Consider the following 12,527-nt stretch of genomic DNA (forward strand, 5'->3'; position numbering starts at 1 on the left):
CGGGGGGGGGGGGGGGGGGGGGGGGGGCGCCCCCCCCCCCCCCCCCCCGCCCCCCCCCCCCCCCCCCCCCGCCACGTTCGCGCACCGCCAACCCCCGCCCCCCCCAGGAGGTCTTCTCATGCCCCGTCAGCACGCCCGCGTCCTCGTCGTCGGCGGCGGCACCGCCGGGATCACCGTCACCGCCCGGCTGCGCCGTGCGGGCGTCACCGGCGTCACGCTGCTCGAACCCTCCGCCACGCACTACTACCAGCCCCTGTGGACCCTGGTCGGCGGCGGGCGCGCCCCGATGGCCGCCAGCGCCAGGCCCGAGGCGTCCGTGGTGCCGAAGGGGGTGCGCTGGGTGCGCGATCGCGCGGTCGGCGTGGACCCCGTCGCCCACACCGTCGCCACCGCCGACAGCGGCGAGATCGGCTACGACCGCCTCGTCGTGTGCCCCGGCATCCGGCTCGACTGGGACGCGGTGCCCGGCATGGCGCCCGCGGTGCGCTCCACCCCGTACGCCTCCACCAACTACCTGCCCGAACTCGCGCCGAAGACCTGGCAGTTGATACGCGGCATGCGTGCGGGAACCGCCGTCTTCACCATGCCGTCCGGGCCGGTCAAGTGCGGTGGCGCGCCGCAGAAGATCGCCTATCTCGCCGCCGACCACTGGCGCCGCCGGGGCGTGCTCGGGGACATCCGGGTGGTGCTGGTGCTGCCGACGCCCACGATGTTCGGGCTGCCGGTCTTCGCCGCCGAACTGGAACGCGTCGCCGCCCGCTACGGCATCGAGGTCCGGCTCAGCAGCGAGCTGACGCGGGTGGACCCGGACGCGCGCGAGGCGGTCGTCACCGACCACACGCACGGGGCCGCAGAGACCATCGGCTACGACCTGCTGCACGCCGTACCGCCGCAGACCGCCCCGCGCTGGCTGGCCGGCGGACCGCTGGCGGACGCCGCCGACCCGCGCGGCTGGGTGGAGGTCGACCGGCACACGATGCGGCACGTGCGCCACCCCGAGGTGTACGCGCTCGGCGACGCGGGGTCCACGCCCAACTCCAAGACGGGCGCGGCGGTGCGCAAGCAGGCCCCCGTGGTGGTCCGCAACCTGCTGGACTCGCTGGCCGGACGGGAGCCGACCGCCTCGTACGACGGCTACTCCTCCTGCCCCATCACCACGGCCCGCGACCGGATGCTGCTGGCCGAGTTCGACTACGCGATGACGCACACGCCGACGATCCCGTTGCTCGACACCACGCACGAGCGGCGCGACATGTGGTACGTCAAGCGGTACGGACTGCCGCTGCTGTACTGGCGGTTCATGCTGCGCGGGCTGGCCTGAGCGGCTGCCCCGGCGGCGTACCGGGGTGTCACGCGCGGCCGTCGTGGCGGTCGTGGTCGAGAGTATCCGGCATGAACGCCTCGACTACCCGCCGGATGACCGCCCGCAGCCGCACCGAAGCGCACCGGGTGGCCACCCCGCTGGAACTCTTCTTCGACCTGTGTTTCGTGGTCGCGGTCGCCCAGGCGGGCACCCGGCTGGTGCACTCGACGGCCGACGGGCACCCGGGACATGCCGTCACCGGCTACCTCTTCGTCTTCTTCGGCATCTGGTGGGCGTGGATGAACTTCTCCTGGTTCGCCTCCGCCTACGACACCGACGACGTGCCGTACCGGATCGCCACGCTGGTCCAGATCGCGGGCGTCCTCATCTACGCCGCCGGGGTGCCGCGCGCGTTCGACGGCGACCTGGCGATCGTGGTGCTCGGGTACGTGGTGATGCGGCTCGCGCTCACCTTCCAGTGGCTGCGCGCGGCATACGGCGAGCGCGGCCCGGCGCGGCGCACCGCGCTGACGTACGCGGGCGGGGTCGTCGTCTGCCAGGTGTGCTGGGCGGCGCTGCTGCTGGTGCCCGCGGGGGCCGGGCGGGTCGCCGGGTTCCTGTGCGTGATCGTGGCCGAACTGCTGGTGCCGGTGATCGCCGAGCGCGGCCACCAGACGGCCTGGCACCCGCACCACATCTCCGAACGCTACGGCCTGTTCACCCTGATCGTGCTGGGCGAGACGGTCTCCGCGGCGACCGTCGCCGTCCAGTCGGCCATCGACGAGCACGACGCGCTGGGGGAGTTGCTGCCGATCGCGGCGGGCGGCCTGCTCATCGTCTTCGCCGCGTGGTGGATCTACTTCGCGGTCCCCATCCACGGCCACCTGCGCGGCAACCGCCAGGCGTTCCTGTGGGGTTACGGTCACTACGTGGTCTTCTCCTCGGCGGCCGCGATCGGCGCGGGCATCGAGGTGGCGGTGGAACAGGCGGTCGGCAAGGCCCATCTGACGACCACCGGCGCGTCGTTCGCCGTCACCGGCCCCAGCGCGGTCTTCCTGTTCACCCTGTGGCTCCTGCACGCCCGCCACTCCAAGCGCGGCGCGGCCCAGCAGTCGATCCTCCCGGTCGCGGCGGTCCTGGTGGCCCTGTGCGCCTTCGCCGGCCACGCGGCGGTGCTGCTGGCCGGCATCATCGCGGCCCTGGCAGTGGCCGCCGGCCTGACCCTGGCGGCCCGCAACCCGGAGAGCCACGAAGCGGAGTGAGCGGGCCGGTGGGCCGTCGGAGGGCGGCCGACCGGAACGACGAGCACGCACGCGTGCGAGGTGATCTCTGGTCGTAGGCTGCGGTGCATGACTGGTGGACGTACGAGTGACGGCAGTGCCGGGGACGCCGACTACGCGGCGATAGGCGGGGGTTACGCCGACTTCCGGCGGCCCGACCCGCGTATCGCGCAGGCCATCGCGCGGGCGCTGGGCGAGGCGCGCACGGTGGTCAACGTCGGCGCGGGCGCCGGGTCCTACGAGGCGGCGGCGCCCGAGGTCACGCCCGTCGAGCCGTCCGCGTCGATGCGCGCGCAGCGCCCTTCCCATCTGGCACCGGCGATCGACGCGGTCGCGGAGGAACTGCCTTTCGCCGACGGCTCGTTCGACGCGGCGATGACCACGTTCAGCGTGCACCAGTGGAGCGACGTGACGGCGGGGCTGCGGGAGATGCGGCGGGTGGCGCGCGGCCCGGTCGCGGTGCTGACCTGCGACCCGGCCCGCGTGACGGACTTCTGGCTGTACGCGTACGCGCCCGGCGTCCTCGACACCGAGGCCCGGCGCTACCCGTCGGTCGCCACGATCGCGGCGGCGCTCGGCGGCGAGGTGAGCGTGGAGCCGGTGCCGATCCCGGCGGACTGCACGGACGGCTTCAACGAGGCGTACTACGCCCGCCCCGAACGCCTCCTGGACCCGGCGGCCCGGCAGGCGTGTTCGGCGTGGAGCTTCGTCGATACCGCGACCGCCGACGCGTACACCGGCCGCCTGCGCCGCGACCTGGCCGACGGCACGTGGGACGCGCGGTACGGCGCGTTGCGTGAACAGCCGTCCTACGAGGGCTCGTTGGTGCTGGTCCGCGCGGTGCCCGCGTAGACGGCGGCTACGCGAAGGGGTCCCCGGCGACCCCTTCGAGTCGCACCAGGCCGGGGCCGTGCGGCGGCGCCACCTCGACGTAGAAGGTGTACGCCCACCCCTCGGCCCCGGCCCGCTGACGCGCCCAGGCCAGCGCCTCGTCGACCCCGGCGTCGGTGACGGCGAACTCGTGCGAGGTGACGCGCTCCCGGTCCCAGAAGTAGACCCGGTAGCGCGGCTCGTCCTGCTCCCACTCGACGTCCCGGGGATCCACCACTCGCGTCCGCACGGGCCCATCCTAGGTTCGGCCGCGCCCGGCGGGGGCGGGACTCACTTGATGACGACGGTCTTGCTCTGGGCCGTGCCGATGTTGCCCGGAGCCGGGGCGGTGATCTCGCCGGTGATGAAACCGGTGTAGGTGCCCGCCGCCTTGACCTGCTTGCCGTTGGCCAGCGGGGTGTAGAACGTTGCCGTGCCGCCGGTCTTGATCACCTGGCTCTGGTCCGAGGTGGTCATGATGCGCTTGGGACCGACCAGTGGCCCCTCCTCCAGGCTGCCGCGGATGTTCACGGTCACCGCCGGGATGTCGCCCTCGCAGGTGACGCGGGTCTTGAACAGGATGCGGCCGTCCTTCGCGCCGCTGGACCGGTGCGGGCTCTGCACGGTCGCCGTGCAGACCTCGCCGGCCGCCTTCGTGGTCAACGACTTCGCCACGCCCGCGTCGTCGGCCCGCGCGGCGGACGATCCCATCGCGAGGGCCAGTGCGGCGGCCGTGACGATGGTCGCCGAGGATCGAGTGCATCGCATGCTGGTGGTACCTCCCCCTGTGTGCCCCGCCGCGCCGAACGCACAGCGGGTACACAGGAAGGCTCGCACGGCACCATTGTCAACGGCCAACGATTTCAGCTGGGTTGGCCGAAAGCCGCTCTTGGCGCGCGGTGGGCCACGGCGTCAGCGTGCCAGTCGTCCCAGCAGTGAGGACGCCACCGTGACGCCCGCGGCCGCGGCGACGACCAGGACCAGGTAGTCCATGCCCAGGTGGGAATGGGTGCCGAGGAGGAGGCCTCGTAGGGCGTCGACCTGGTAGCTCAGCGGGTTGATCTTGCTGAGGGTCTGGAGCCAGCCGGGCATGACCGCGACCGGGTAGAGCGCGTTGGAGGCGAAGAAGAGCGGCATGGTGATCGCCTGCCCGATGCCCATCAGGCGGTCGCGGGTCAGCACGATGCCCGCGATCGACATCGACAGGCAGGAGAAGAACGCCGATCCCAGGATGACCGCCACCGCGACCCCGAGCAGCCGCAGCGGGTTCCAGGTCAGGGAGACGCCCAGCACGGCCGCGATCACGATCACCACGACCGCCTGGATCAGCGCCTTCACACCCGCCGCGAACGCCTTGCCGGTGATCAGCGCGAACCGTGGCGTCGGGGTGACCAGCAGCTTCGTCAGGATCCCCGCGTCCCGCTCCCAGATGATCATGATGCCGTAGAAGATGGCGATGAACATCGCGGACTGCGCGATGATGCCCGGCGCCAGGTAGTCCAGGTATGGGATGCCGCCGGTCGGGATGGCGTGGATGTGGGTGAACGTCTCGCCGAAGATCAGCAGCCACAACGCGGGCTGGACCGCGCGGGTGTACAGCTCGGTGCGGTCGTGGCGCAGCTTCTGCAGCTCGACCGCGCACATCGCGCCGACCCGGGCGGGCAGCATGCGCCAGCCGGTGCGGGCGGGCGGCGGGGCGAGCAGCAGGTCGAGTCGGCGGACGGCCTGCGTGGCCGCGTCCTCAGCCGACGCGGGACGCGGTGCGGCGGGTGCTGCGGACATCGCGGAAATCTCCTCCCTCATCGAGACCACTGCCGGCGACGTCGCGGAAGACGTCCTCCAGGGTCGGCGCCGAGCCGTCCGCCCGCCGCTCGCGCAGTTCGGTACGCAGCTGCTCAGGGGTGCCCAGGGCGCGGATGGTGCCCTTGTGCATCAGGGCGACGCGGTCGCAGTACTGGTCCGCCTCGTCCATGTAGTGCGTGGTGACCAGCACGGTCATGCCGGTCGCCTTGCGCACCGCGTTGATGTGCTCCCACACGCTGGTGCGGGCGATCGGGTCCAGGCCGATGGTCGGCTCGTCGAGCATGAGCAGCCTCGGCGCGCTGACCAGCGCCTGCGCCAGCTCCAGGCGGCGCACCATGCCGCCGGAGTAGGTCTTGGCGAGCCGGTCGGCGGCGTCGGTCAGGTCGACCGCCTCCAGCGCCTGGGTGACCCGGGCGGCGCGTTCGCGGCGGGAGACGTCGAAGACCCGGGCGAACAACGAGACGTTCTCCCGCCCGGTCAGCCCGCCGTCGGCGGACAACTGCTGCGGCACGTAGCCCAGCAGCCGCCGCACCGCCATCTTCTCCTTCGCCGGGTCGTGGCCGAAGACGGTTACCATGCCGGGCGGCACCGGCAGCAGGGTGGTGACGCAGCGGATCGCGGTGGTCTTGCCCGCGCCGTTCGGGCCGAGCAGGCCGAAGCACTCACCGGCGGACACCGACAGGTCGAGGCCGTCGACCGCCTTCGTCTCGCCGAACGCGTAGTTCAGGCCGCTGCACACGACGGCCTCGGGGGTCGCCTCCCGCTCGGCGTTCACGCGTTCGGCGTCGGCGGAACGCGTTCGGGCGGCGGCACCAGCGTCGTCAGTCACTGCTCCTCCACTTCCTCGCGCAGGCTCTCGGCGAGCCTGCGCAGTGCCGGTAGCGCGGCGGCGAGCGCCGCCTGGTCGTCCGTTGACAGTGCGTCCACGTGGCGGTGGACCAGCGCGGAACGCCGTTCCTGCCAGTCGCGCAGCCGGGCCTCGGCCTCGGGGGTGGTCAGCAGCAGCGCGGAACGGCGGTCACCGGGATCGGTCTCCCGGCGCAACAGCCCGGCCGCCGTCAGCTGGTTGACCAGCGTGGAGACCGAATTGCCCGCGAGGTAGAGCTCCTTGGCGGCGGCCGACACCCGCAGGCCCGGGTTGGCGGCGACCAGCCGCATCAGCTCGATCTGGGCGCCGCGCAGCCGCGGCACGGGGGTGTCACGGCGCAGCCTGCGCCGGATCAGCCGCTGGACGCCACCGAGGGCGTCGGCGAGCGCGTCGGAGATGTCGGCCGCCGTAGTCACTCCATAATTTTAGCTCTTAGTACGAGGTATTCGCCAAGGGTGCGCGGTGGGGGCGCGTGGGGTGCACCGGGACGCACGCGAGAGGGCCCCGCGCGACGGTGCGCGCGGGGCCCGGCAGGGCGGAGTGCTCGGCGGAGTGAGCGCCCGGAGACGGTCAGAACTGCACGTCGGCGCAGGAGTAGAAGGCGTTGCCGGTGTCGGCGATGTTCCACACGCCGAGGATCAGGTGCTTGCCGGTGAGGCCGGACGGGATGACGCCCTGCTGGGTGATGGTGTTGCTCGCGGGGGGCTTGCCGCCGTACGGGACGGTGAGGAACGGCGTCGGTTGCAGCTCCGCCCTGGTCAGCGGCTTGGTGGGGTCGTAGCCGTTCTTGGTGATGAAGTACTCGAAGTCGGTGGTGGCGTGCCGGGCGGTGAACGTCCAGGTGAAGTCGTAGGTCTGGCCGCCGGTGAGCTGGGTGGCCGGCCACTGGCCGTTCCTGGGGTCGTCGAGCTGGGCGAAGCGGGCGTTGCCGCCGCTGCAGATGGACCCGTCGGCGGGCCCGGCGGCCGGGAAGCCCTTGGGGCCCTCGACGCTCTGCGGCTCGTACTGGATGTCGCCGCAGTCGGTCACCGTGCCGTTGGCGCACAGGTCCTGGCGGCTGGGCGGGGTACTGACGTAGCCGTGGCTGCTGGCGCTTCCGGTGGCCAACGCGGAGGCACCGACGACCCCGGCCACCACGACGGCCACCGCGAGCCTGCGGCGCCGGACGCGGGCGGGGCTGGTACGACTGCTCGTCTTGCGCATGGGTCACCTCGGGAGAACGTGGGGGTGTTCTACGGGTGTGCGCGCGCACGCACGGGGGCTGCTGCGGTCTAGACCAAGTGCCGTCACGGTAGCGCCACAGAAAGGTCATGTCCATATCAACGCCCGGCGACAGGGGACGGCACCGAACGACGAGGACCGCTGCCGCGACGTTCCGGCAGCGGTCCTCGTGCGGGTCGGGTTCGGGACGGACTCGGGACGGATTTCGGGACGGACTCGGGACAGTGCTCTACGGCAGGTACACGATGCCCAGCTTCGTCAGTTGCCACAGCTGGGTCGACGCGCCGGTGTCGGGTTGCAGGACCGTGACCGGGTTGCCGGAGGAGTCGGTCTTCGCGCTGGTGCCCAGGGTGGCGACCATCGAGGTGTCCTGGGAGTCGGCCAGCTTGTAGAGGCCGCCTCCCGCGGACTCGAAGACCCAGTGCTGGTTGGCGCCGCCGTCGCAGCCCCACTGCTGCAACGCCGTGCCGGCCGCGGTCGACGCGCCGTTGGCGTCCAGGCACATGTCACGGTTGCCGCTGAAGTCCAGCTCGTAGGAGCCGCCGGACTTCGCCTCGAAGACGAAGGACTGGTTCAGGCCGCCGTCCGCCGGATACGTGATCGCGGGACGGCCGTCGGTGTCGTCGCCGTAGCTGCCGCCGCCGGAGAGGTCCAGGACCTGGCCGGTGGCGTGGTTGGTCAGCTGGTACCAGGAGCCGTCCTCCGGCTTGTCCTGGAACGGCTGTCCCGGCGTGAGCGGTTCGATCGTCGTGCCGTCCGCGTCGTCCAGCGTGCAGTACGCCTCCTGCTGGGCGGCTTCGCCGTAGAACTCGCCCAGGCAGGCGCCCTCGCCCTCGTAGCCCGCCACCCTCAGGTGGTACGACTGGCGGATCTCGTCCTCGCACAGGCCGAGGATGCCGATGGAGTAGTCGCAGCCGTTGCGGGTCAGTTCGCTGGTGTCGATGACGTCGCCGTTGGTGTACTCGTACGGCGAGGTCGTCATCTCGGCGCAGACCTCATGGCCGTAGGAGACCCGGCGCTGGTCGAGGAAGCGCACGCCGGGCACCGCCTCGGCCGCCGTGCGCAGCGCGTCGTCCAGCTGCGGCACGACCCAGTTGTGGCCCCACGCCAGGTCCTCGGGGAACGCCGGGCAGCCGTCGGCGACCTTGCCCGCGTAGGTGTTGGTGCGGATGTCCGGGGTGATCGGCGTGAAGTACGACTGCATCACCAACTGGTAGCTGCCGTCGGCGTATCCGGCGGTGCGCATGGTCTGCCGGACGTCGGTGAGCGCCGCCTCGATCTTGGGGACGACCGCCTTCGCCCGGGCGGTGATCGTCGCACTGCCGATGGTGTCGCGGCAGCCCTGCGACTGGGGGATCGGGAAGTACTGCCCGAGGCAGCTCTCCATGATCCCGCTGAAGTCGAAGTCGTCGTTGGCGCCGATGGTGACGACGACCATCTTCACGTCGTACTGGGCCGCGGTCCGGGCGAGTTGGGCGTCCTGCTTGGGCTCGCCGAAGTCGCCGCTGCCGCCGCCGGTCGTCTTGGCCAGCGTGGGATCGCTGACCAGGTCGCCGGTCTGCGCGCCGGAGCACGCGAGGTCGACGGCGGTGACGCCGGACAGGCCGGTGTCGAAGATCTCCGACTTGGTGCTGCGGTGGCAGTAGTCGCTGGGGCCGTCCGTCCCCGCGACGTAGCCGTCGTCGGTGTCGGTGCCCGCGCCCTCACCGGAGATGGCGCTGTCGCCCATGGAGACGATGGCGGGGGAGAGGGCGGCGTGCGGTGTGGTGGCGGCGGTGGCCGGTGCGGTGGTGGGCGCGGCGGTGGCGGTGGTGCCCGCGCCGAGGACGCCGAGGAGTGCGGCCGCGGTGAGGGCGGCGGCCTTCGCCAGTGCTGGTCTGGTCACGCGTGCTCCTGTGAACGCAGGGATGACCGCCCGGGGACGCCCGGGTGGCGAGGAGCGGTGGTGCGACGAGCGGGTGGTACGACGAGCTGGCGTGCGGTGAGCGCGATGTGCGACGAGCTGCTGTGCGGTGAACGGGTGGTGCGGTGAGCGCGTTGCGCGCGGGGCGTGGGTGACCGGATCGGGGGTTCGTTCCGGTCACCGGGAACAGTGGCTGTCGGCCACAGAGGCTAGATACCTGCGGGTAGCAAAACAAGAGGGATGCTCATGTTTTCTGGCAGGCGCCCCGAACGCCCGGCATCGGCGCCTCCAGCCGCCCCGGCCCGGCGCCCTCGATCGCCCCGGCCCGGCTCCCCCGATCGCCCCGGCCCGGCGCCCCCGGACATCCCGCCCCGATAATCGGGCGACAGCCGCCCCGCGCCGCTGTTAGCTTCGCGTCACATGGACCCCCTCGACGACCACGACCTGCGCTCGGCCTTCGTCAACTGCTCCAAGGGCGAGGCCCGCCGGATCAGCCTGCCGCGAGGGCTCGCCGAACTGCCCTGGTCCGACCTCGACTTCCTCGGCTGGCGCGACCCGGGCGCCCCCGACCGCGGCTACCTGGTCGCCCCGCGCGGCGACGAGGTGATCGGCGTGACGCTGCGGGTGCCGCAGGGCGGGCCGCGCAGCTTCGTCAAGACGACGATCTGCTCGCTGTGCCTGACCGGCCACCCCGGTTCCGGTGTCTCGCTGCTCGCCGCCCGCCGGGTCGGCGCACGCGGGCGCGACGGCGACACGGTGGGCGCCTACATGTGCGCCGACCTCGCCTGCCCGCTGTATGTGCGCGGCAGGAAGACCTCGGCCCTGGTCAGCCGCTACCGCGAGTCGCTGACCGTGGAAGAGCGCGTCGACCGCATGCTGGCCAACGTCGACGACTTCCTGGGCAAGGTGCTCGCAGAGGGCTGACCGGCACGCCGCCGCCCGCGACCTACAGCAGGCCCAGATCGCCCAGTTCCTTGTGGAGGTCGGCCCGGTCGCCGGACGCGGGCGTGCCGCGGGACGGGACGATCGCGCCGCCTCCCGTGCCCGTTCCGCCGCTGCTCACGGCCGGGCGGGGGCGGCGGTCGCGGAAGATCCACGCTCCGGCCACGCCGCCCACCAGTCCGCCCAGGTGCGCCAGCCAGCTCACCCCGGGCGTGCCCGGCACCGCGATCGTGACCAGGTACGCGAACGACGCCGCCATGACGACTCCGATCAGCGTGTCGATCAGGTGCCGGTCGAACAGCCCGCGCACCACCACGTAGCCGAAGTACCCGAAGATCAGGCCGCTCGCGCCCACCGTGTCCGTGCCGCCGCCCTGGAAGATCCACACCGCGAGTCCGCTGACCACCGCGACCAGCAGGCTCAGGCCCAGGAAGCGGACCACGCCCCGGTACGCGGCGAGGAAGCCGAAGACGAACAGCGGGCCCGAGTTGCTCTCGATGTGCGCCCAGCTCCAGTGCAGCAACGGCGCGGTCAGGACGTCCGGCAGCCGCCCCGCCTGCCCGGAGACGATGCCGTACTGCCGGGACAGCGCGTAGCCGTCGCCCCAGTTGGCGAGCTGGACGAGCCAGACGACCGCCATGAACGCGAACATCGTGAAGAACGCCTTGCGCGCCTCCGCGACCATCAGCTCCGCGTCGACGACTCCGCCGCCCCCGGCCCCCGCGCCCATCCCGTACCCCTTCACCACGACACGTCGAGGAAATCCCCTGATGGGCGAACTCTACGGAACCTCACGCGGGCGGGCGCGGGGTGCGGTCCAGATCGATGCCGAACCGGTCCCGGTACGCGGCCAGCAGCACGGCCTCGTCGTCGGGCAGCTCCTCCTCGCGGCGGGAGCCGTCCGCGTCCGTGGTCACCAGCCTGCGCCCGCTCAACGTGACCCGGCCGCCGGACCCGGTGAGCCGGGTGCAGACCAGGGAACGGGTGAAGTGCGAGGCCGGCGAGGTGCACTGCCACCAGCACGTCGGACCGAAGTCGGGCAGCTCGCGCGGGCGCGTCTCCAGGCGGTACTGCGGCACGCCGTCGCGCAGCACGTCCAGGTCGCCGTCCGGTGTCCCGGCGATCCGGAAGGTGCCGCGCGGGTCGGGCTGCTCACCGCGTTCGTCCAGGCGCAGCGGGTACGCGCTGTGGTCGCCGAAGCCGACGTCGGCCAGCCACACCGCGCCCGCTCCCGCCTCCTCGACGCGCAGCGCGAGGTGGTCGAACGGCGGCCCGTAGCGGTCGTCCGCGCCGTGCACCCGCGCCGACAGCAGCTCCACCCGGTGCCCGAGCGCGGCCAGCAGCAGGGCGAACGTCCCGTTCAGCTCGTAGCAGAAGCCGCCCCGGCGGGCGCCGACGATCTTGTCGTACAGGGCGGCGGGTTCGAGGACGACGTCCTGACCGAGGTGGATCGAGAGGTTCTCGAAGGGCACGGCGACCTGGTGCAGCCGGTGCAGCTCGCGCAGCGGCGTCTGCCCGGACGCGCCGATGCGCCGCAGGTAGGCGTCGGTCTGCTCGGAGGTGAGGGAGCGCATGCCCCCAGTGTGGCCTGCCGCTGTGGCCTGCCGTGCCCGCGCTCGACGCAAGAAGGCCACCCCCGCCGAGGGGGTGGCCTTGACGTGCGCCGCCAGGGACTTGAACCCCGAACCCGCTGATTAAGAGTCAGCTGCTCTGCCAGTTGAGCTAGCGGCGCCCACCGATGCCGGAATCCTACCCGATGCCCGAGGCCGCTCGCGCCGCGTCCTCGCGAGCCAGCGCCCGCAGCGCGGTGCGCTGCACGAACCACAGCATCCACACGGTCAGCACCGCCATGCCCACCGCGAACGAGATGTGCTCGGCCGGAGTGTTCACCTGCGTGCCCAGCGCGCCCATCACGAAGTGGCTGCCGACCCGCAGCACGACCAGCGCGATCGCCACCTTGCGGGTGCCCTTGCTGCGCCACAGGCGGCGGGCGAGCTTGACCCGGCTGCTGAGCACCGTCGCGGTGAGGATCAGGTTGAGCAGGACCAGCGCCCCGAGGAGGTACATCGCCTTCGGGTAGGCCTTGACGATGTCGTAGGCCGACGCCAGGATCGCCTCGAAGCCGAAGAACCACACCGGAAGCGGCTTGATCCCGTCGGCGGAAGCGGTGCCGGCGGTCCCCGCGGGCGCCCCCGCTCGCGTGCTCTGGTCGATGGTCATGCGATCCCTTGTCCCCTCGGAAAGTCCCGCGGCTGTTCCCCGTCCGGTGCCAGCACAACAACGCGGGCCGGAGCGCCGGTCGAGCGTCGCTGGAGCGGCCCGGCGCACGAGGCGGAC

14 protein-coding genes and 1 tRNA gene are annotated in these 12,527 nt (G+C 72.3%); 4 read left to right on the forward strand and 11 right to left on the reverse strand.

What is annotated here, in order from left to right:
* The first annotated feature begins 118 nt into the window (after nucleotides 1–118).
* The 3 genes from K7472_RS16045 to K7472_RS16055 all read left to right on the forward strand — a co-directional run bounded on the left by K7472_RS16045 (nucleotide 119) and on the right by K7472_RS16055 (nucleotide 3,435).
* The gene (locus K7472_RS16045; protein WP_222978531.1) at nucleotides 119–1,321 is read left to right on the forward strand and encodes an NAD(P)/FAD-dependent oxidoreductase; all 1,203 of its coding nucleotides are present in this window, start codon (nucleotides 119–121) and stop codon (nucleotides 1,319–1,321) included.
* Nucleotides 1,322–1,392: 71 nt separating this feature from the next.
* Nucleotides 1,393–2,565, forward strand: coding sequence for a low temperature requirement protein A (locus tag K7472_RS16050; RefSeq protein ID WP_222978533.1), 1,173 nt, complete (start codon nucleotides 1,393–1,395; stop codon nucleotides 2,563–2,565).
* A gap of 87 nt (nucleotides 2,566–2,652) precedes the next feature.
* The gene (locus K7472_RS16055) at nucleotides 2,653–3,435 is read left to right on the forward strand and encodes a class I SAM-dependent methyltransferase (protein WP_222978534.1); all 783 of its coding nucleotides are present in this window, start codon (nucleotides 2,653–2,655) and stop codon (nucleotides 3,433–3,435) included.
* 7 nt (nucleotides 3,436–3,442) lie between these two features.
* Here K7472_RS16055 and K7472_RS16060 read toward each other — a convergent pair whose 3' ends face one another.
* From K7472_RS16060 to K7472_RS16090, 7 genes are all read right to left on the reverse strand, one after another.
* Nucleotides 3,443–3,703: a hypothetical protein gene (locus K7472_RS16060; RefSeq protein ID WP_222978535.1), complete on the reverse strand. Its 261-nt coding sequence runs from the start codon at nucleotides 3,701–3,703 to the stop codon at nucleotides 3,443–3,445.
* A gap of 41 nt (nucleotides 3,704–3,744) precedes the next feature.
* Complete coding sequence (locus K7472_RS16065) at nucleotides 3,745–4,221, reverse strand: hypothetical protein (protein WP_222978536.1); 477 nt, start codon at nucleotides 4,219–4,221, stop codon at nucleotides 3,745–3,747.
* A 144-nt stretch (nucleotides 4,222–4,365) separates the two neighbouring features.
* Nucleotides 4,366–5,235: an ABC transporter permease gene (locus tag K7472_RS16070; protein ID WP_222978539.1), complete on the reverse strand. Its 870-nt coding sequence runs from the start codon at nucleotides 5,233–5,235 to the stop codon at nucleotides 4,366–4,368.
* A complete protein-coding gene (locus K7472_RS16075) occupies nucleotides 5,195–6,031 on the reverse strand; it encodes an ABC transporter ATP-binding protein (protein ID WP_222978866.1) in 837 nt (278 codons plus the stop codon). The genes K7472_RS16070 and K7472_RS16075 overlap by 41 nt, the downstream gene beginning before the upstream one ends.
* A gap of 50 nt (nucleotides 6,032–6,081) precedes the next feature.
* On the reverse strand, nucleotides 6,082–6,540 hold the full coding sequence (locus K7472_RS16080) for a MarR family winged helix-turn-helix transcriptional regulator (RefSeq protein ID WP_222978541.1): 459 nt from the start codon (nucleotides 6,538–6,540) through the stop codon (nucleotides 6,082–6,084).
* A gap of 154 nt (nucleotides 6,541–6,694) precedes the next feature.
* On the reverse strand, nucleotides 6,695–7,327 hold the full coding sequence (locus K7472_RS16085) for a lytic polysaccharide monooxygenase auxiliary activity family 9 protein (protein WP_222978543.1): 633 nt from the start codon (nucleotides 7,325–7,327) through the stop codon (nucleotides 6,695–6,697).
* A 247-nt stretch (nucleotides 7,328–7,574) separates the two neighbouring features.
* A complete protein-coding gene (locus tag K7472_RS16090; RefSeq protein WP_222978545.1) occupies nucleotides 7,575–9,230 on the reverse strand; it encodes an RICIN domain-containing protein in 1,656 nt (551 codons plus the stop codon).
* Nucleotides 9,231–9,668: 438 nt separating this feature from the next.
* On the opposite strand from K7472_RS16090, the gene K7472_RS16095 reads away from it, so the two are divergent.
* Nucleotides 9,669–10,172 carry an FBP domain-containing protein gene (locus tag K7472_RS16095; protein ID WP_222978547.1) on the forward strand — a complete coding sequence of 168 codons (504 nt, stop codon included), beginning with the start codon at nucleotides 9,669–9,671 and terminating at the stop codon, nucleotides 10,170–10,172.
* A gap of 22 nt (nucleotides 10,173–10,194) precedes the next feature.
* Here the strand turns inward: K7472_RS16095 and K7472_RS16100 are convergent, their stop codons facing one another.
* The 4 genes from K7472_RS16100 to K7472_RS16115 all read right to left on the reverse strand — a co-directional run bounded on the left by K7472_RS16100 (nucleotide 10,195) and on the right by K7472_RS16115 (nucleotide 12,410).
* Nucleotides 10,195–10,920, reverse strand: a complete 726-nt coding sequence (locus tag K7472_RS16100; protein WP_222978550.1) for a rhomboid family intramembrane serine protease — start codon at nucleotides 10,918–10,920, stop codon at nucleotides 10,195–10,197.
* A gap of 61 nt (nucleotides 10,921–10,981) precedes the next feature.
* A complete protein-coding gene (locus tag K7472_RS16105; RefSeq protein ID WP_222978552.1) occupies nucleotides 10,982–11,764 on the reverse strand; it encodes an arylamine N-acetyltransferase family protein in 783 nt (260 codons plus the stop codon).
* 85 nt (nucleotides 11,765–11,849) lie between these two features.
* Nucleotides 11,850–11,922: transfer RNA gene (locus K7472_RS16110), tRNA-Lys, on the reverse strand.
* Between the two features lie 17 nt (nucleotides 11,923–11,939).
* The gene (locus tag K7472_RS16115; RefSeq protein ID WP_252395715.1) at nucleotides 11,940–12,410 is read right to left on the reverse strand and encodes a hypothetical protein; all 471 of its coding nucleotides are present in this window, start codon (nucleotides 12,408–12,410) and stop codon (nucleotides 11,940–11,942) included.
* Between the last annotated feature and the right edge of the window lie 117 nt (nucleotides 12,411–12,527).

The sequence above is a fragment of the Streptantibioticus parmotrematis genome (genome assembly GCF_019890615.1).
Taxonomy (GTDB): domain Bacteria; phylum Actinomycetota; class Actinomycetes; order Streptomycetales; family Streptomycetaceae; genus Streptantibioticus_D; species Streptantibioticus_D parmotrematis.